Genomic DNA, 19,142 nt, shown 5'->3' with positions numbered 1-19,142 from the left:
AAGCTATAAATAGTCAATTACAGGTGATATAATGGGAAATGAAATAGTACATTTAAAAGTACATACTGAATATTCTCTTCTGGAGGGAGTCGGTAAAATAGAAGAATACGTTGAAAAAGCAAAGTTTATGGGAATAAAAACTCTTGCCGTTACTGATACTTCCATGTTCGGAGTAATCGAATTTTATAAAAAGTGTATAAAATCCGGAATAAAGCCTGTAATAGGACTGGAGGTATTTCTGGACGGTATTGTATCCGAAGGGGAATATTCGCTGACACTTTTAGCAAAAAATAAAAAAGGCTACAGAAATTTGTCAAAACTGTCTTCGCTTTCATACAGCAGATTTAACAGAAGAAGAAATAAAATAAAATATGAGGAATTATTGGAATATTCTTCGGATCTTTATATTTTGTCGGGAGGAATACACAGTGAAATAATAAAAGGAATAAGTGAGTATAAGTATCCTGAAGCCAAAAAAGTCGCAGTAAAATTGGAAAAAGATTTTAAAGAAAACTTTTTTTTGGAAGTTCCAGCAGTGAAAAGACTGGAAAGTGTAAGAAAATCTCTTAAAGAAATGATAAAGGAAACTTCCGTAGGATATGTAATAACTAACGATGTTTATTATCCGAATAAGGGAGAAGCGGTGCTTCAGAAAATTATGTCGTCAATAAAAGAAGGAAATAAAATAGAAGCTGTTCAGAGTGATATATTTTATGATGACTTGTATTTGAAGTCTTTTGACGAGATAAAAGAAAGTTTTTTGCAAGACGAGGATTTTTTTAACGAGGGAATGAAAAATACTGTAATTTTGGCTGAAAACTGTAACACGGATTTTGAATTTGATGTGTTTAAATTTCCCGAATATGAATTGCCTGAAGGAATTACCGAAAGTTTCTATATAAGAAAGCTTGTGTATGAAGGAATTGCAAAAAAATATCTGAATGAAAATGTCGAAATAACAATAAAAGAGCAGGAAAACGGGGTAAAAGAAAAACTGACTGCGAAAGGTAGAAAAGATGTTTTTGAAAGAGCTGATTATGAGCTTGAAGTAATAAACAGTATGGGATATAACGGATATTTCATAATTGTGTGGGATTTTATAAAGTTTGCCAAAGAAGCGGGAGTGTACGTCGGTCCTGGAAGAGGATCTGCTGCAGGAAGCCTTGTTTCTTATGCTCTCAATATAACAGAAATAGATCCTTTGAAATACAATCTCATTTTTGAGAGATTTTTAAATCCTGAGAGAATTTCCATGCCAGATATTGATATAGATTTCGATCAGGAACAAAGAGAAATCGTAATAGATTATGTGTTGAATAAATACGGAAATAAATATGTAGCTCACATAATCACGTTCGGAACACTTAAGGCAAGAGCAGCCATAAGAGATGTAGGACGTGTGCTGAATGTAAGTCTGAAAAAAGTCGATAAAGCGGCAAAGCTGATACCTTTTAATATGGATTTGGAGAAAGCGTTAAATTCTGTCGGAAGTTTAAGGGAAATGTATAACAGCGACAACGAAATAAAAACGATGATAGATTACTCGCTGAAAATAGAAGGAAGGGTGAGACACGCATCGGTACATGCTGCGGGAGTAGTAATATCCAAAGATGTGCTTGACGAAGAAATACCTACTTATTCGGACGGGAAAACGCCTATACTTTCCACACAGTATCAAATGAAAGAACTGGAAGAATTGGGTATTCTTAAAATGGACTTTTTGGGATTGAAAAACCTCACAATTTTAAGAAAAACGATAGAAAATATAGAAAAAAACAAAGGAGAAATATTAAGAACCGAAAATATAAGCCTTGAAAATGAAAAAGCTTATAAACTTATGACAGAAGCTGATACTTTGGGAATATTTCAATGTGAATCTCCCGGAATAAGAAAACTTATGAAAAAACTTAAAATCGAAAAATTTGAGGATATAACGGCATTACTTGCTTTGTATCGACCGGGACCTTTGCAAAGCGGAATGGTTGAGGATTTTATAGCGGCTAAAAACGCTGAAGCGAAAATAAAATATCCCGATGAGTCTTTAAAGGAAATACTTGAGGAAACATACGGAGTTATACTTTATCAGGAACAGGTAATGAAAATAGTCAGTGAAATGGCTAAATATTCTTTGGGAGAAGCGGATCAGTTAAGAAGAGCTATAGGGAAAAAAATACCTGCGATAATAGAGGAAAACAGAGAAAAATTTGTAAAGAAAGCTCAGGAAAATAATGTTTCTCGTGAAAAAGCCGACAGGATATACAATCTGATAGACAAATTCGGGGGATACGGATTTAACAAATCCCACTCGGCTGCTTATGCACTCATTGTTTACTGGACTGCTTATTTTAAAGCAAATTATCCGCTTGAATTTTTTGCGGCGATAATGACTACAGAAATGTATAATATTGAAAGGCTGTCTTTATTTATAAACGAGGCAAGAGGAAAAGGTATAGAAATACTCGTTCCCGATGTAAATCTGTCCGATTATGACTTTAAAGTGGAAGAAAGCGGAATAAGATTCGGTTTGGTTGCCATAAAAGGTGTAGGCGGAAACTTTGTCCGGGAAATAATGGAAGAAAGAGAAAGCGGGATTTTTGTATCCTATGAAGATTTTGTTTACAGGATGAAACAGAGAGGACTTAATAAAAAACAACTGGAATCTCTTATTTTGTCAGGAAGTCTGGATAATCTTGACGGAAACAGAAAAGAAAAAACAGAGTCGATAAATAAAGTAATGGAATGGAGCCAGAAAAAATATGAATCCGAAGAAGATCTGCAAATGATACTTTTCGGAGGAAAAAGCAAAAAAATCGGTGATTTTCAAATGGATAAAACAGAAGAATATTCTCAAAGCATTCTACTCAAAAATGAAAGAGAATATTTGGGAATATATGTGTCGAGTCATCCTTTAGACGAGAAAAAAGATTATTTTGAGATGATAGAGCATACAAAAATCTCCGAAACAGAAGTCCGAAATAAATCAGGTAAATTTGATAAAATAAGAATAATGGGAGTTATAAAAAATCTGAATAAGATTGTAACAAAATTATCGGGAGAACCGATGGCAAAATTTGAACTGGAAGATGCTACAGGAGCAATGGAAGTTATATGTTTTCCTAAAGATTTTATAAAATTCGGATATAAAATAATCGAAGATGCTGCCGTTATGATAGAAGGACATGTCCGCAGCGAAGGAAATAAACTGTCTTTAGTAGCGGGAATGATTAACGGGCTTGACGACCTTGAGGAAAATAAATTTTTAAATTTATATATTTTGATTGACGATGAAAGCAAAGAAAAAGTGTCGGAATTAAAAAAAATTATTTTAAAAAATAAAGGAAATAATCAAATTTTTCTTGCGATGAATACGGGCGAAAGTAAAAAAGAAGTAATAAAATTAGGCAGTAAATACGATGTGAGTTTATCAAAAAAAATTATGACCGAACTTATAAAACTTGTAGGAACAAAAAAAATAAAAATTCGTTAGATTGAAAAAAAAACGTCTATGTGCTAAAATTGTAAAAAGATTTTAGACAAACTTCATAGGAGGAGAGATGGAGCTCAGAGATATAAAAGAGTTGATGAAGATATTGAAAAAAGAGGAAATGGCTGAAATGAAAGTCAAATACGGAAAAATAAAACTTGTTTTGACAAATTCCGAAGTTTCTTCAAAAGAAATACCGCAAAATGAAACTAAAAAAATTGAAGTAATTGAAAAACTAGAAAATTCAGCAAAAGAAGAAGTTATAAAATCAAAAAATGTCGGACAGATATTGTTGGAAAAACTTGAAAAAGGAATGGAAGTTTATAAAGGAATGAAACTTGCAAGAATAAGAACTATCGGGATAGACACGGATATTAAATCTCAGCATAACGGTATACTGAAAGAAATATTGATTTCCGATCAGTCCAATGTTGATTATGCGAAACCTTTATTCGTAATAGAATTATTATAAAAATTCTCGGGATGTTATATCAATCTCTGAACGGGATTTTGAAAGCAAACAAATTTTGGGAGGAGCAATGTTTAAGAAAATATTAATAGCAAATAGAGGAGAAATTGCAGTAAGAATTATAAGAGCAGCGAGAGAATTGGGGATAAAAACAGTTGCAGTGTACTCAGAAGCGGATGCCGATTCGTTACATGTAAAACTGGCAGATGAGGTAGTATGTATAGGACCTGCAAGCAGTGCGGACTCGTATTTGAAAATACCTAATATAATATCTGCAGCACAAATAACAGGAAGTGAGGCTATCCATCCCGGATACGGATTTTTAGCGGAAAATGCTTCTTTTGCAAAAATTTGTGCACAGAATAATATAGTATTTATAGGACCTAAGCCTGAGCTTATAAATATGATGGGAGATAAAGCTACTGCAAGGGAAACGGCTATAAAAAATAAAGTACCTATAACTAAAGGTTCGGACGGAATAGTTCCCGACTTGGACGAAGCTAAAAAAGTCGCCGAATGGATAACTTATCCGGTTATGATAAAAGCTACAGCCGGAGGGGGCGGAAAAGGGATGAGAATAGCTCATGACGAAAAAGAGCTCAGTGAGAACTTTATAGCTGCACAAAATGAAGCAAAAGCGGCTTTCGGGAATCCCGATGTTTATATAGAAAAATATGTTGAAGAGCCGAGACATGTGGAAATACAGGTTATAGGAGATAAGTTCGGAAATGTAGTTCATTTGGGAGAAAGAGACTGCTCGATTCAAAGAAGACACCAAAAACTCATAGAAGAAGCTCCTTCGGCAGGAATTGATGCTAAAACAAGAGAAAAAATGGGGAAATTTGCAGCAAAACTGGCTAAAGGAATAGGATATGACAGTGTAGGAACGTTGGAATTTCTTGTAGATAAAAATATGAATTTCTATTTTATGGAAATGAATACGAGAATACAGGTAGAGCATACAATAAGTGAGGAAATAACAGGAGTAGACCTGATAAAAGAGCAGATTAAAGTTGCTGCAGGAGAAAAATTAAGCTTTAGTCAAAAAGATATAGAAATAAGCGGTCACGCAATAGAATGCAGAATAAATGCCGAAGATTCGGAAAACGGATTTTTACCTTCGTCGGGAACTTTGGAAAAATATATTCCTGCGGGAGGAATAGGAGTAAGAGTGGATTCTCATTCTTATCAGGATTACGAAATCCCTCCTTATTATGATTCCATGATTGCAAAACTTGTAGTTAAAGGAAAAACAAGAGAAGAAGCTATAAAAAGAATGAAAAGGGCCTTGAAAGAATTTATAATTGAAGGAGTAGACACGACAATACCTTTTCACTTGAAAGTTCTTGATAACAAAGAATTTAATAAAGGAACAATATATACAAACTTTATAGAAACTCATTTTAAAGATTCGTTAGGAAAATAATTAACAAATTTAATTATATATCAGAATTAATGAAAAAACAGGAGGTAATAAAATGAATGAATTAGGAAATATAAGTATATCATCGGATGTAGTGGCGACTATTGCTGAATCTGTGATAACTGAAATTGACGGAATATACAGCTTGGCAGGAAATGCTCCGAAAAACGAAATAACAAAATTTTTTCAAAGTGTTTCTTCAGGTGTAAATAAAGGTATCGATGTGGAAGTAGGAGAAACAGAATGTACTTTGGATTTGTATATTATTGCAAAATTGGGGTATCAGCTTCCGGCATTGGCAGGAGAAATACAGACAAAAGTAGTAAAAGCGATAACTGAAATGACAGGACTGAAAGTACAGGAAGTTAATGTTTATATACAGAAAGTAGTCAAAGATACTAATGAAGAAGATGTTCCGAAAATATCTGCATCTGTGGAAACTGCGACAGAGGATAGCGAACAGTAAAAGGAGTTAAATTATGATAGGAATATTAGCGTTTTTAGCAAGATTATCAATAATAATCGGACTTGCAGGAGCAGCTTTTGCGGGAATATCCGACTTGATAATGAAAACCGATTATCTGGTTACAGTTGATAATACGGTAAATTTGGGAAGTGTCAGAGTTCAGATAGTATTAGTATTACTGGCTATTCTTTATTTGGTTATATTTTTACTTTCGTATATAAATAAATTTACAAAATATTCCCAAAATAAAAAAGTTAAGACGAAAACGGGAGAAATAGAAGTAAGTATAAAAACAATAAATGAAGTAGCTAAAGATTTTTTGAGTTCTCAGGAAATAATAAAAAATTCCAAAGTGAAATCGCATCCGAAAGGACGTGCTGTAGTTATAGAAGCAGTTGTCGACACTTATAATGTAAATAATTTGAGCGACAAACTTCTTAAAATACAGGAAAAACTTTCGGAATATGTTTCAAATTCTACAGGAATTACTGTGAAGAAAAGTAAAGTAAAATTGAAAAAAGTTTTAGGTGAAACGATAGTCGAAAAGAAAATAATAGAAGCACCTAAGGAAGAAATAAAAGTTGTAAAAGCCGATATTGAAAAACCGACGGAAGAAGTAAAGGAAACGGTTGTTTCAGAAGTTACAGCAGCTGAAGATAAAGAATAACTGATTGGAATAAGTCCTATTCGGAAAGGGTAATTTAATGACACGTAGGGAGATTAGAGAAGAAATATTTAAACTTCTTTTTGAAAAAGAGTTGATTGATAATGATATTGATAAGAGAATTAATGAAGTAATAGAAGAAAATAAAATAAAAAAAGAAGAACAGATAGATTTTTTAAAATCTTATGTCACGGAAATAGTCGAAAAAGAAGAAATTCTGGTGGAAGAAATAAAAAGTATACTGGAAGGCTGGACTTATGAAAGGTTGGGTACTCTTGAAAAAGCTTTGCTGAAAATAGCTTTTTATGAAATTACTATAAAAAATATCGGATACGAGATAGCGATAAATGAAGTTCTGGAAATTGCAAAAAAATATTCTTATGACGATACGAAAGAATTTCTAAACGGTATATTGGCACAGTTGGTTAAAAAGAATAGCGAAAAATGAAAAAATATCGTATAGACAGGAATAGGTTTCAGAAAAATTTGTTATGTTGGAGATAATGAAAAATGAATAAATATAAAAATGAGTCGGATTTATAATGCCGACTTATTTTTATGAGGGATGATTTAATAAGTTCATATAAAAAACAATACAAAATTTAATGCAGTGTATTTTCATAAAAAAATATCTTGCAAAAAAGTTCGAAAAATGATAAATTATATACATTAAATAAAAATTAAAATGAAAAAGGGGGAAATGTGGCTATAAGTGTTCTTAGTTGCAGTTATTTGGGGATTGAGTCTTATATTGTGGAAGCGGAAGTCGATATATCCAACGGACTTCCTATTTTTAATATTGTAGGAATGGGAGATCTGGCAATAATTGAAAGTAAAGAGAGAATAAGAAGCTGTTTTAAAAATATAGGGCTTGAATTTCCTGTGAAAAGAGTGCTGGTAAATTTGTCACCGGCTGACATAAGGAAAAAAGGAAGTCACTTTGATTTGCCTATATTTTTAGGTATACTTGCAAATACAGGAAAAATAACGAATATAGAAAATTTTAAAAATTATCTTATTTTGGGAGAAATATCTCTTAACGGAAATATAAAGCCTATAAGAGGAGCTATAAATGCTGCGATTCTGGCAAAAGAAAAAGAAATGAAAGGAGTTATAATTCCTGTAGAAAACTATAATGAGGCAAAGCTTATTTCAGGAGTGGAAATAATCCCTGTAAAAACGATAAAAGAAGCTGTTGGCTTTATTAACGGGAAAATCGGTAGAGAAGAACTGTATGAAAATGTAGAGAAGTCAGGTAAAAATAGTGCCGAAGATAAAGAAAATCAGAAAGAAATTGTGGATTTTTCCGATGTAAAGGGACAGTTTTTGGCTAAAAGAGCACTGGAAATAGCTGCTGCAGGAGGACACAATATATTTTTAATGGGAGATCCCGGTTCGGGGAAATCTATGCTTGCAAAGAGATTTATAACGATTTTGCCTGACATGATCGAAAAAGAAATAATAGAAACTACGAAAATATACAGTGTATCGGGAATGCTTTCAGCGATGGAGCCTGTCATTATGAAAAGACCATTCAGAGCTCCTCATCACTCGGCAACTCAGACTGCCCTTGTAGGCGGATCGACAAGAGTGGGAGAAATAACATTGGCTTTAAACGGAGTTTTTTTCATGGACGAGTTGGGAGAATTCGGGATAAAAACTCTTGAGGCTTTAAGACAACCTCTTGAAGACGGGAGCATTACAATATCGAGAGCAAATCTTATTGTGACTTACCCTGTGAATAATATAATGATAGCCGCATCAAATCCGACACCCGGGGGATTCTTTCCCGACGATCCTCAATGTAAAGACAGTTTGAGAGATATAAAAAATTATCAGAAAAAGTTTTCGGGACCTCTTTTGGATAGGATAGATTTATATGTGGAAATGAGAAGACTGAAAAAGGAGGAGCTGTTTAGCGATACTTTATCAGAGCCGTCAGAAAAAATAAAAGAAAGAGTTATAAAAGCAAGAAATATTCAGAAGAAAAGATTTAGCTCGGAACTCTTAAATGCTAAAATGAGCAGAAAGCAGATTTCCGAATACTGTAAAATAAATGATGCCACAAAAGAAGTATTTGAAAAGGCGGTTGATGAACTGAAACTGTCGGTGAGAATGTATGATAAAATATTAAAAATATCGAGAACTATAGCCGATTTGGAAGATTCGGAAAGTATAGAAACGGAGCATCTTTTGGAGGCTTTGAATTACAGGAAGAAATAATTTGTCTTATTTTTGAAGAGATAGAAAAAACCTATCGAACAAAATTTTATCAGCTTGAAATAACTTTATTTTACTGTAAAACATTAGACTTTAATATGAGTTTATAAATTATTGAATTGAAGTTTTTTCTGAAAAATAGTATAATAATAAAAAGAAATACTATTTTGAGGTGAAATATAAGGAATGAGTTTGTTGTCAGATATAGCAGTGCCCGTAGCAAAGCTTGTGAATGCAAAAAGAGGTAATGAAAAGGCTATGGAAAATCCGAGGAGAGATACGGATTTTTTTAACAGAAATAATTTTGATAAAAGTTTTCAGACAGATGAAGAGTTTATTGACGGATTTCAGGTGATAACTGTAAAAACTGAAAAGTCTCTAAACAGACATGTCATATTTCTTCACGGAGGAGGATATGTACTGAGAGCGGTGAGAAGCCATAAAAATATTGTGGAAAGAATGGTAAAAAAATATAATCTGAAAGTTACTTTTGTAGATTATCCTCTGGCACCTGAAGATACTGCCGATAAAGCTCATGATGTTTTGATGAAAGCATATAGAAGTGTTGCGGAGAAGAACAGAGAAGACGATTTTTATTTTTTCGGTGATTCGGCAGGCGGAGGATTGGCATTGGCATTTTTACAGGTGGCAAGAGATGAGAAAATAGTTCCGTTTCCTAAAAAAACCGTGCTGATGTCGCCGTGGCTTGATGTTTCCATGACTAATGAAGAAATAAAAGACTTTGAAGAAAAGGATCCTTTATTGCCTGTGCACAGCTTGATAAAGGCGGGAAAACAGTTTGCTGGGAATATGGATGTAAAATCGCCTCTTGTATCGCCTATTTACGGTAATATGGATAATCTGGGAGGAATAATGCTGCTTTTCGGAACTAATGAAGTTCTTTATCCTGACTGTATGAAATTAAGCGATATGCTTGATACTGCTTTCGGCACGACAGTTGAACTGTATGTAGGAGAAAATCTTTGTCATGACTGGATTCTTGCTCCTTTAAAAGAAACCGACGAGGCTCTTGATGCTATAGGGAAATTTTATTTGGAATAACTGAAATTTAAGGAGAATATTTTGACAAAAAAAGATAAATTTGAAAAAAAACTGAATAAGGAACTTCACGAAGAAATAGTGAAGATATATAAAAAGATAAAAAAGGATATTGATAAGGCGATAAAAGGATACAAAAAAGCATGGAACGGAAGTGAAAAGGAAGTTTTTGCGGAAGTGGCATTTTGTATATTGACACCTCAGTCTAAAGCGAAAAATGCCTGGCAGGCAATTACAAATCTTGTAAATAACGGATTGCTTTTTGAGGGTCAGCCTGAAGAAATTGCGGAATATTTGAATATTGTAAGGTTTAAAAATAACAAATCACGATATTTAGCCGAGCTTAGAGAGCTTATGACTGTAGACGGGAAACTTCAGCCGAAGAAAATCCTTTCGGACAAAGGGAATACCCTTGAAAAAAGAGAATGGATATTTAAAAATATAAAAGGAATGGGCATGAAGGAAGCGAATCATGTTTTACGAAATCTCGGTTTCGGAGATGAAATAGCCATATTGGACAGACATATTTTGAGAAATCTTGTTCAGTTAAATATAATTGATGAAATTCCCAAATCCATAACTGAAAAGAAATATTATGAGATAGAAGAAAAAATGAAAGAATATTCCGAATATTCAGAAATTACAATGGGAGAACTGGACCTTGTATTATGGTACAAAGAAGCAGGAGAAGTTTTTAAATAAGATTTTATTAAGAAAAATTGTGTTTAAAATTATTTTGTCTAAAAAAACGTTTGCATATACATATAAAAAGTGTTATAATAAATTCAGTAAAAAATTTATAATTTATATAGGAGGAAATAAATATGAGTAAAGTAGTACATTACGCAGGAGAAGATTTTCAGACAGAAACATTGGTGCAAAACGGAGTTACATTGGTAGACTTTTTTGCAACATGGTGTGGACCTTGCCAAATGTTGGGACCTGTATTGGATGAGTTGTCGAACAGTGCTGATTATAAAATAGTGAAAGTGGATGTAGATCAGGCAAATGAACTGGCCGCTCAATTCGGAGTAAGAAGTGTGCCTACAATGGTAATATTTAAAGATGGACAACCTGTAGAAACTCTTGTAGGATTTACGACACAGGATGAAATTGATAAAAAAGTTCAGTCACATAAATAAAAATAAAAACCTGTTCTAATCTCTGTTTGGGATTGGAGCGGGTTTTTTATTTTAAAAAAATTCTTGGAAAAACTGGTCATTTTATGTAAATTATGCTAAAATATTTAATAGTTTAAAAATTGAAAACTGAAAACAGGTATATGGAGGATAAGTTTTGGATATATTGAAAAATGTTGCAACGGAGCTTAATTTAAAAGTTTCTCAAATAGAAAATACGATGAATCTTTTTGATGAAGGAGCGACAGTTCCGTTTATCGCCCGTTACAGAAAAGAAGTTACGGGAAATCTGGATGAAGAGCAGATAAGAGAAGTAATTGAAAAAGTTACATATTACAGAAATTTGGAAAAAAGAAAAGAAGAAGTCTTAAGATTGATAGAAGAACAGGGGAAATTAACCGAAGAATTGAAAACGAGTATAGTCAATGCCGTGAAGTTACAGGAAGTCGAGGATTTATATCTTCCTTATAAAAAGAAGAAAAAAACAAAAGCGGATATTGCGAAAGATCAGGGATTGGAGCCTTTGTCCATATTTGCACTGCTTCCTGACACGACTTTCGATTCACTTAAAGTGGAGGCTGAAAAATATATTACAGAAGAAGTTCCGAGTGTGGAAGCTGCCATTGAGGGAGTTCATCTGATAATTGCACAGAATATATCCGAAGATCCGAAAATAAGGGAATTTTTGAGAGAAAGAATAGCTAAATACGGAATTTTGACTTCAAAAGTTATAGAAAAAAACAAAGCCGAAGATGTAAAAGGTGTTTATCAGGATTATTACGATCATTCGGAACTTATAGAAAAAATGGCATCAAACAGGGTTTTGGCATCAAATAGAGGAGAAAAAGAGAAAATCTTAAAAGTCGATATTGATATAGATGAAAAAACCGAAGAATTTATAATGAATTTTATTTTAAAATCTTTCGGGAATAAAAATTTGACTGATTTTTATAAAGAAATTATAAGAGATTCGTTGGACAGGCTTGCTTATCCGTCTATTAAAAATGAAGTGAGAAATATTTATACGGAAAAGGCTGAAGAAGAAGCGATAAATATATTCTCTGAAAATTTGGAAAAATTACTGTTGCAGCCTCCTTTAGCGAAAAAAACATTGATGGGACTGGATCCGGGATACAGAACAGGCTGTAAAATGGTCATAATAAATAAAGACGGATTTTACGAAACAAATGATGTACTTTATTTAGTCGAAGAAATGCACAATTCCAGACAGTTGAGAGAAGCAAAAGAAAAAATATTGAACTATATTGATAAATATGATGTGGATATAATAGCCATAGGAAACGGAACAGCTTCCAGAGAAACAGAAAGTTTTGTAGCGAAAATAATAAAAGAAGCAGAGAAGAAAGTTTCCTATCTGATAGTAAGTGAAGCAGGAGCTTCGGTTTACTCAGCATCAAAACTTGCCATAGAAGAATTTCCGGATTTGGACGTTACAGCAAGGGGGGCTATCTCCATTGCAAGAAGAATACAGGATCCTATGGCGGAACTTGTAAAAATAGATCCGAAGTCCATAGGTGTGGGAATGTATCAGCATGATGTAAATCAAAAAAAACTGAACGAAACATTGGAACAGACAATAGAACACGTGGTTAATAACGTGGGAGTTAATATAAATACGGCTTCGTGGGCCTTACTAAGTTTTGTGTCGGGAATTAAGAAAAATGTAGCTAAAAATCTGGTAGATTATAGACATGAAAATGGTGATTTTAAAGACAGAAAACAGCTTAAAAAAGTGAAAGGATTGGGAGATAAGGCTTTTGAGCAAATGGCAGGGTTTATAGTAGTACCTGACAGTGACAATCCTCTTGATAATACGATCATTCACCCTGAATCTTATCATATTGCCGAAACTGTCCTGAAAGAAGCAGGTTGTAAAGTTTCGGATTTGAAAGAAAACCTGAATGAAGTAAGACAAAAGCTGAAAACGATAAATCTGGATAAAATTATAAAAGAAAATGATTTCGGAACTCAAACTGCAAAAGATGTGTATGATGCTCTGTTAAAAGACAGAAGAGATCCGAGAGATGAATTTGAAAAACCTTTATTGAGATCGGATATACTTAATATGGACGATTTGAAAGAAGGAATGATACTTGAGGGAACGGTAAGAAACGTAGCGAAATTCGGAGTTTTTGTGGATATAGGGCTTAAAAATGACGCACTAATACATATATCCCAGTTATCTGATAAGTTTGTAGCGGATCCTACGAAAATAATGTCTGTAGGGAAAATAATAAAAGCAAAAATTTTATCCGTTGATAAGGAAAGAGCAAGAGTATCGTTGACAATAAAAGGGATATAAAAAAAATAGTGCAGGAAAGAAGTAACGCGGGGTTTAAAGGAATAAAAAATATGTAGAGAAAGAAGGTAAAAAAGATGAGTTTATTTTTAATAGGATTGGTACCTATAGTATTGTTTCTGGTTTTACTTGCAGTTTTAAAAAAATCTGCAATGTTCAGTGCTTATGCGAGTTTGGTGACGGCGATTGTTCTGACATTTCTCGTGCCGGCATGGAGAATGCCGATACAGGGGATATTGGCATCGATAATAGAAGGATTTGCGGTGGCGTGGATGCCGATAGGATTTGTAGTAATAGCAGCCTTGTTTGCTTATGATTTGTCTGTAAAAACAGGAAAAATAGAAACTGTAAAAAAAATGTTAGGAAATATTACGACTGATAAAAGAGCACAGGCTTTGGTACTGGCTTGGGGATTCGGAGGATTTATAGAAGGTATTGCGGGATATGGAACGGCAGTTGCAATTCCTGCTGCAATAATGGTATCTTTAGGATTTAACCCTTTAAATGCTGCGTTGATATGTCTTATAGCCAACTCCACTCCGACAGCTTTCGGAACGGTAGGGTTGCCTGTTACAACGATGGTTTCCAAATTGGGTCTTGATAAAGCGGGTAACTTTACTCCTTTGTTTACATCATTGTTATTATTGATATTGACTTGCATTATTCCGTTTATTATAGTGAAAATGGCAAATAAAGAAATAGAAAACGGGAAAAATCCGGCTTTCGGAAAAGGAATTATTTTTGTAATTCTTGCTTCGATTTTGGGATATTTGATACAACCTTTTATAGCTTTCAATATGGGAGCTGAATTGACTACGATATTATCAAGCCTTGTTGCTATGATATTAATGATAATATCTATAAAAATATTTATTAAAAATGATGAAGAATTTGTAAAAGCCGATGTTACAGGAAAAGATGCTCTTCTGGCATGGCTGCCTTATATTCTGATGATAGTGCTAATAGTAGGGACAAGTCCTGTTGTTGCACATATTCATGAGTTGCTTGAGCCTACTACTACAAAATTTAACTTTGCATTGGGAAATCAGGTTGCGTGGTTTAGAGACGGAGGAGATCCGAGTGTAACGTTCAAATGGTTACTTGCCCCTGCTGCACCTTTATTTTTAGCAACAGTTTTGGCGGGATTTGTCCAAAGAGCGAAAATAAAAGATATGGGCTCGGTATTATGGCATACGACTGTTCATAAAATACCTTCTCTGACTGTAATAATGGGGATAGTGGCACTGTCGGTAGTTATGAAACACAGCGGAATGATACAAAGTATAGCTGACGGATTTGTAAACCTTACAGGAAAAGGATTTCCTCTAATTTCTCCGTTTTTGGGAACGATAGGAACATTCGTTACGGGAAGTGATTTGTCGTCAAATCTGCTCTTCGGAGATTTGCAGCACAGTGTGGCTGAAGGGCTGAAACCGGGAAGCGATATGCTGAAATCGTTATTTATCGCATCAAACACTGCAGGAGCTACAGGAGGAAAAATGATTTCTCCTCAAAATATAGCGATAGCAGCTTCTACAGTGGGACTTGTAGGACAGGAAGGAGATATGCTTAAATTCACTATCAAATATTCCGTAGTATATGCGATAATCTTGGGAATACTCGTATTTGCAGGAAGCGGAATGATAGCATAAAATAATATTAAAATATAAAAAAATACTATAAAGAAAAAGATTTTGGAGGAAAAATGTCGGAAGAAAAGAATGTTGAAAAACCGGATTATGCGGGAACGCTTAATCTGCCGAAAACAAGTTTCAAAATGAAAGCGAATCTTGCTCAAAAAGAGCCGCTTACATTGAGAGATTGGAAAAAAACAAATATTTATGAAAAATCATTAAAAGATGAAGGACAATATTTTGTACTGCATGATGGACCGCCTTATGCAAACGGCGATATCCATATCGGACATGCGTTGAATAAAGTTTTGAAAGATATAATTTTAAAATATAAAAGACTTAGAGGATACAATGCTCCTTATATTCCGGGTTGGGATACTCACGGATTGCCTATCGAGTGGAAAATCATGGAAGAATATGGAGAAAAAGCAAGAAATATGACTCCCCTTCAAATAAGACAGGAATGTAAAAAATACGCTTTAAAATGGGTGGAAAAACAGAAAGCCGAGTTTATAAGACTTGGAATATTAGGAAACTGGGACGATCCTTATATTACTTTAAAGCCTGAATATGAAGCGGAACAACTGAAAGTGTTTAAAGAAATATACGAAAACGGATATGTTTACAAAGGGCTAAAGCCTGTGTACTGGTCGCCTACTACGGAAACGGCACTTGCTGAAGCGGAAATCGAATATAAAGATGTAGTTTCTCCTTCGATTTATGTAAAAATGGAGGCTTCCAAAGATTTACTTGATAAATTGGGGACAGATGAAGCGAGTATCGTAATATGGACAACAACTCCGTGGACATTGCCTGCCAACTTGGGGATTGCTTTAAATAAAGATTTTGATTACGGATTATATAAAACTGAAAAAGGAAATCTGGTTTTAGCAAAAGAATTGGCTGAAAAAGCATTCGGTGAAATGAAACTGAGTTATGAACTGATAAAAGAGTTTAAAGGAAATGAACTTGAAAGAACTCATTACAAACATCCGTTTTTGGACAGAGAAGGTCTCGTAATAATGGGAGAACATGTAACTCTTGATGCAGGAACGGGAGCTGTACATACTGCACCGGGACACGGGGTAGATGACTATGTTGTAGGTCAGTCATACGGAATAGGCATTTTATCGCCTGTGGACGATCAGGGGCATATGACAAAAGAAGCCGGGAAATATGAAGGGTTATTTTATAAAAAAGCAAGTAAAGTAATAGTGGAAGATATAGAAGCTTCGGGACATTTAATGGCTTACAGCGAATTTACCCACTCTTATCCTCATGATTGGAGAAGTAAAAAGCCTGTTATTTACAGAGCGACTGAACAGTGGTTTATAAGCGTGGACGAAAGCGATGTCAGACAAAATGCATTGAAAGCATTGAAAGACGTAGAGTTTGTGCCTGAATGGGGAAAAAACAGAATCAATGCCATGCTTGAAACAAGACCGGACTGGACTATTTCAAGACAGAGAGTCTGGGGGGTACCTATACCTTTATTTTACAATGCTGAAACTAATGAAGTAATATACGAGCCTGAAATAATGGATAAAGTAATCGAAGCTGTGAAAAAAGAAGGAACAGACATCTGGTGGAAATATGAAGCTGAAGAGATTATCGGAGAGGAACTGCTTGAAAAATATAATCTGAAAGGTGTAAAATTAAGAAAAGAAAGAAGTATAATGGATGTCTGGTTCGATTCGGGAGCTTCTCACAGGGGAGTTTTGGTGCCGAGAGGATTGCCGAGACCTGCGGATCTTTATCTTGAAGGAAGCGATCAGCACAGAGGATGGTTCCAGTCATCTTTACTTACATCGATAGCGAGTACAAAAGATGCTCCTTATAAAAGAATATTGACACACGGATTCGTTATGGACGGGCAGGGAAGAAAAATGTCCAAATCATTGGGAAATACTATCGTTCCTAAAGATATAATCGAAAAATACGGTGCAGATATATTAAGACTTTGGGTATCTTCGGTAGATTACAGAGAAGATGTGAGAATTTCCGAAAATATATTGCAGCAGATGTCGGACGCTTATAGAAGAATAAGAAATACTGCGAGATTTTTAATGGGAAATCTGAATGACTTTGACTATGAAAATAAAAAAGTAAACTACGAGGATATGTATGAAATCGACAAATGGGCATTACATAAACTTGAAGAATTGAAAGAAAAAACTACTGAATATTACGATAAATACGAATTTTACAGTTTGTTCCAGGAAATAACATATTTCTGCTCTATAGATATGTCGGCATTTTATCTGGATATAGTAAAAGACAGACTTTACTGTGAAGAAAAAGATTCGATTGAAAGAAGAAGTGCACAGACTGTGTTGACGGAAGTGTTGAAAGTATTGGTAAGAGTGATTTCTCCTGTGCTTTCATTTACTGCGGAAGAAATTTGGGAAAGAATACCTGAAAGCCTTAAAAAAGAAGAAAGTGTTCATTTATCCGAATGGGTGGAATTGGAGCCTAAGTATAAAAATAACGAGCTTGCAAAAAAATGGGATAAAATTCAGAATTTGAGAAAAGAAGTAAATAAAAAACTTGAAGCTGCAAGACAGGAAGGATTAATAGGGCATTCTCTAGATGGGAGAGTTTTACTGAATGTTACTAATGAAGATTACTCGTTCTTAAAAGATTACACTGAAGATGAAATATCCGACTTATTCATAGTATCACAAACAAAATTTGTAAATGATGAATTGGGAGAAAGTGAAATCAAAGGGATTTCCATAGGTGTAATAAAAGCACTAGGGAAAAAATGTGAAAGATGCTGGAAATATCATGAAGAAGTAGGAAACGACCCTGAATATCCGGATGTATGTCCGAGATGTGCAAAAGTTCTTAAATTCGTGGGGAACAAATAAAGGAAGGAAATATGCTTTATATTATAATTATCATTGTTTTAACGGGAATAGATCAGTTTACAAAATATGAAATGTTCAGAATAGCTCAGGGACAGCAGGGCTATTCGATTCCCGTTATAAAAAATTTCTTTAATTTTACTTATGTGGAAAATCATGGAGGAATATTCGGTCTTTTTCAAGGGAAAATAAATTTGTTCACTATTGCAAGTATAATTTTAATAGCTTATGTAGTATTTACAGAGTTTAAAAATTTTAAAAATTATACAAAATGGACAAGAACAGGTATTTCCATAATAGCTGCAGGTGCTTTGGGAAATATGGCTGACAGAATATTCAGAGGGTTTGTTATAGATATGATTGATTTTAGAGGGATCTGGAGTTTTGTATTCAATGTTGCGGATATGTATGTTCATATCGGAATATATATTATTGTGATTGACTATCTTTTGAGAAAGAGAAAAAGAAAAAACGGTTTGCAAAAAATTAAATAAAATTGGAAAGGAGATGTGTGAATATGACTTTTCAGGAAATAATATTAACTCTCCAGAAATTCTGGGGAGAAAAAGGATGTATAATCAGCAATCCTTATGATGTGGAAACAGGTGCAGGAACTTTTAATCCGGACACATTCTTAATGTCTTTGGGACCTGAGCCTTGGAATGTAGCTTATGTTGAGCCTTCGAGAAGACCTAAGGACGGAAGGTACGGAGAAAATCCCAACAGAGTTTATCAGCATCATCAGTTTCAGGTAATAATGAAGCCCTCGCCTGAAAACATACAGGAACTTTATCTGGAAAGCATGGTGGCTTTAGGGATAGATCCTAAAAAACACGATATAAGATTTGTAGAGGATAACTGGGAAAGTCCTACACTCGGAGCGTGGGGATTAGGCTGGGAAGTATGGCTTGACGGAATGGAAATAACACAGTTTACTTATTTTCAGCAGGTAGGAGGGTTGGAAGTCGAAATAACTCCGGCAGAACTTACTTACGGACTGGAAAGGATAGCACTTTATTTGCAGGATAAAGAAAATGTTTATGATTTGGAATGGACAAAAGGCGTAAAATACGGAGAAAGACGTTTTCAGTATGAATATGAAATGTCCAAATACAGTTTTGAAGTAGCCGATGTATCAATGAACTTTCAGTTATTTGATATGTATGAAAAGGAAGCGTTGAACTGTCTGGAACATAAACTTGTATTGCCTGCTTACGACTATGTTTTGAAATGTTCTCACACATTTAATAATCTCGATGCAAGAGGTGCTATCAGTACGACTGAAAGAATGTCGTATATTTTGAGAGTAAGAGATTTGGCAAAAAAATGTGCTGAACAGTTTGTAGAAGTGAGAAAAGGATTGGGATTCCCGTTATTGAAGAAGTAATGGGAAATAT

The 19,142-nt window shown here is 34.3% G+C and carries 15 protein-coding genes; all 15 read left to right on the top strand.

Features of this window, described 5'->3' with window-relative positions; translation table 11 throughout:
* The first annotated feature begins 31 nt into the window (after positions 1 to 31).
* Positions 32 to 3,487, top strand: coding sequence for a DNA polymerase III subunit alpha (dnaE, locus tag FVE72_RS10030; protein WP_026738219.1), 3,456 nt, complete (start codon positions 32 to 34; stop codon positions 3,485 to 3,487).
* A gap of 67 nt (positions 3,488 to 3,554) precedes the next feature.
* Positions 3,555 to 3,956: a biotin/lipoyl-containing protein gene (locus FVE72_RS10025; RefSeq protein WP_006806936.1), complete on the top strand. Its 402-nt coding sequence runs from the start codon at positions 3,555 to 3,557 to the stop codon at positions 3,954 to 3,956.
* A 67-nt stretch (positions 3,957 to 4,023) separates the two neighbouring features.
* Positions 4,024 to 5,379, top strand: a complete 1,356-nt coding sequence (gene accC, locus FVE72_RS10020) for an acetyl-CoA carboxylase biotin carboxylase subunit (protein WP_026738218.1) — start codon at positions 4,024 to 4,026, stop codon at positions 5,377 to 5,379.
* Between the two features lie 52 nt (positions 5,380 to 5,431).
* Positions 5,432 to 5,842, top strand: coding sequence for an Asp23/Gls24 family envelope stress response protein (locus FVE72_RS10015; RefSeq protein WP_006806946.1), 411 nt, complete (start codon positions 5,432 to 5,434; stop codon positions 5,840 to 5,842).
* 13 nt (positions 5,843 to 5,855) lie between these two features.
* Complete coding sequence (gene amaP, locus FVE72_RS10010) at positions 5,856 to 6,509, top strand: alkaline shock response membrane anchor protein AmaP (RefSeq protein WP_006806938.1); 654 nt, start codon at positions 5,856 to 5,858, stop codon at positions 6,507 to 6,509.
* 37 nt (positions 6,510 to 6,546) lie between these two features.
* Positions 6,547 to 6,954 (top strand): transcription antitermination factor NusB, encoded by a 408-nt coding sequence (nusB, locus tag FVE72_RS10005; RefSeq protein WP_026738217.1) that lies wholly within the window; start codon positions 6,547 to 6,549, stop codon positions 6,952 to 6,954.
* A gap of 254 nt (positions 6,955 to 7,208) precedes the next feature.
* The gene (locus FVE72_RS10000; RefSeq protein WP_026738216.1) at positions 7,209 to 8,729 is read left to right on the top strand and encodes a YifB family Mg chelatase-like AAA ATPase; all 1,521 of its coding nucleotides are present in this window, start codon (positions 7,209 to 7,211) and stop codon (positions 8,727 to 8,729) included.
* Positions 8,730 to 8,912: 183 nt separating this feature from the next.
* Positions 8,913 to 9,788 (top strand): alpha/beta hydrolase fold domain-containing protein, encoded by an 876-nt coding sequence (locus FVE72_RS09995; RefSeq protein ID WP_026738215.1) that lies wholly within the window; start codon positions 8,913 to 8,915, stop codon positions 9,786 to 9,788.
* A 21-nt stretch (positions 9,789 to 9,809) separates the two neighbouring features.
* The gene (locus FVE72_RS09990) at positions 9,810 to 10,487 is read left to right on the top strand and encodes an N-glycosylase/DNA lyase (RefSeq protein ID WP_051411791.1); all 678 of its coding nucleotides are present in this window, start codon (positions 9,810 to 9,812) and stop codon (positions 10,485 to 10,487) included.
* A 122-nt stretch (positions 10,488 to 10,609) separates the two neighbouring features.
* The gene (gene trxA / locus FVE72_RS09985; RefSeq protein ID WP_026738213.1) at positions 10,610 to 10,927 is read left to right on the top strand and encodes a thioredoxin; all 318 of its coding nucleotides are present in this window, start codon (positions 10,610 to 10,612) and stop codon (positions 10,925 to 10,927) included.
* 154 nt (positions 10,928 to 11,081) lie between these two features.
* Positions 11,082 to 13,247 carry a Tex family protein gene (locus FVE72_RS09980; protein ID WP_026738212.1) on the top strand — a complete coding sequence of 722 codons (2,166 nt, stop codon included), beginning with the start codon at positions 11,082 to 11,084 and terminating at the stop codon, positions 13,245 to 13,247.
* Positions 13,248 to 13,321: 74 nt separating this feature from the next.
* Entirely contained in the window at positions 13,322 to 14,896 is a 1,575-nt protein-coding gene (locus FVE72_RS09975; protein WP_026738211.1) for an L-lactate permease, read from the top strand.
* A gap of 53 nt (positions 14,897 to 14,949) precedes the next feature.
* Entirely contained in the window at positions 14,950 to 17,748 is a 2,799-nt protein-coding gene (gene ileS, locus FVE72_RS09970) for an isoleucine--tRNA ligase (protein ID WP_026738210.1), read from the top strand.
* An 11-nt stretch (positions 17,749 to 17,759) separates the two neighbouring features.
* Positions 17,760 to 18,239 carry a signal peptidase II gene (lspA, locus tag FVE72_RS09965; protein ID WP_026738209.1) on the top strand — a complete coding sequence of 160 codons (480 nt, stop codon included), beginning with the start codon at positions 17,760 to 17,762 and terminating at the stop codon, positions 18,237 to 18,239.
* Between the two features lie 23 nt (positions 18,240 to 18,262).
* Positions 18,263 to 19,132, top strand: a complete 870-nt coding sequence (glyQ, locus tag FVE72_RS09960) for a glycine--tRNA ligase subunit alpha (RefSeq protein ID WP_026738208.1) — start codon at positions 18,263 to 18,265, stop codon at positions 19,130 to 19,132.
* The last annotated feature ends 10 nt before the right edge of the window (positions 19,133 to 19,142 follow it).

The sequence above is a fragment of the Pseudoleptotrichia goodfellowii genome (assembly GCF_007990505.1).
Lineage (GTDB): Bacteria > Fusobacteriota > Fusobacteriia > Fusobacteriales > Leptotrichiaceae > Pseudoleptotrichia > Pseudoleptotrichia goodfellowii.
The sequence above is the reverse complement of the archived record's forward strand: the minus strand, read 5'-3'. Positions and strand labels throughout refer to the sequence as shown.

Coding starts and splice junctions, on each gene's coding strand:
- dnaE (WP_026738219.1), top strand. CDS start 32: ATGGGAAATGAAATAGTACATTTAAAAGTACATACTGAATATTCTCTT.
- FVE72_RS10025 (WP_006806936.1), top strand. CDS start 3,555: ATGGAGCTCAGAGATATAAAAGAGTTGATGAAGATATTGAAAAAAGAG.
- accC (WP_026738218.1), top strand. CDS start 4,024: ATGTTTAAGAAAATATTAATAGCAAATAGAGGAGAAATTGCAGTAAGA.
- FVE72_RS10015 (WP_006806946.1), top strand. CDS start 5,432: ATGAATGAATTAGGAAATATAAGTATATCATCGGATGTAGTGGCGACT.
- amaP (WP_006806938.1), top strand. CDS start 5,856: ATGATAGGAATATTAGCGTTTTTAGCAAGATTATCAATAATAATCGGA.
- nusB (WP_026738217.1), top strand. CDS start 6,547: ATGACACGTAGGGAGATTAGAGAAGAAATATTTAAACTTCTTTTTGAA.
- FVE72_RS09995 (WP_026738215.1), top strand. CDS start 8,913: ATGAGTTTGTTGTCAGATATAGCAGTGCCCGTAGCAAAGCTTGTGAAT.
- trxA (WP_026738213.1), top strand. CDS start 10,610: ATGAGTAAAGTAGTACATTACGCAGGAGAAGATTTTCAGACAGAAACA.
- FVE72_RS09975 (WP_026738211.1), top strand. CDS start 13,322: ATGAGTTTATTTTTAATAGGATTGGTACCTATAGTATTGTTTCTGGTT.
- ileS (WP_026738210.1), top strand. CDS start 14,950: ATGTCGGAAGAAAAGAATGTTGAAAAACCGGATTATGCGGGAACGCTT.
- lspA (WP_026738209.1), top strand. CDS start 17,760: ATGCTTTATATTATAATTATCATTGTTTTAACGGGAATAGATCAGTTT.
- glyQ (WP_026738208.1), top strand. CDS start 18,263: ATGACTTTTCAGGAAATAATATTAACTCTCCAGAAATTCTGGGGAGAA.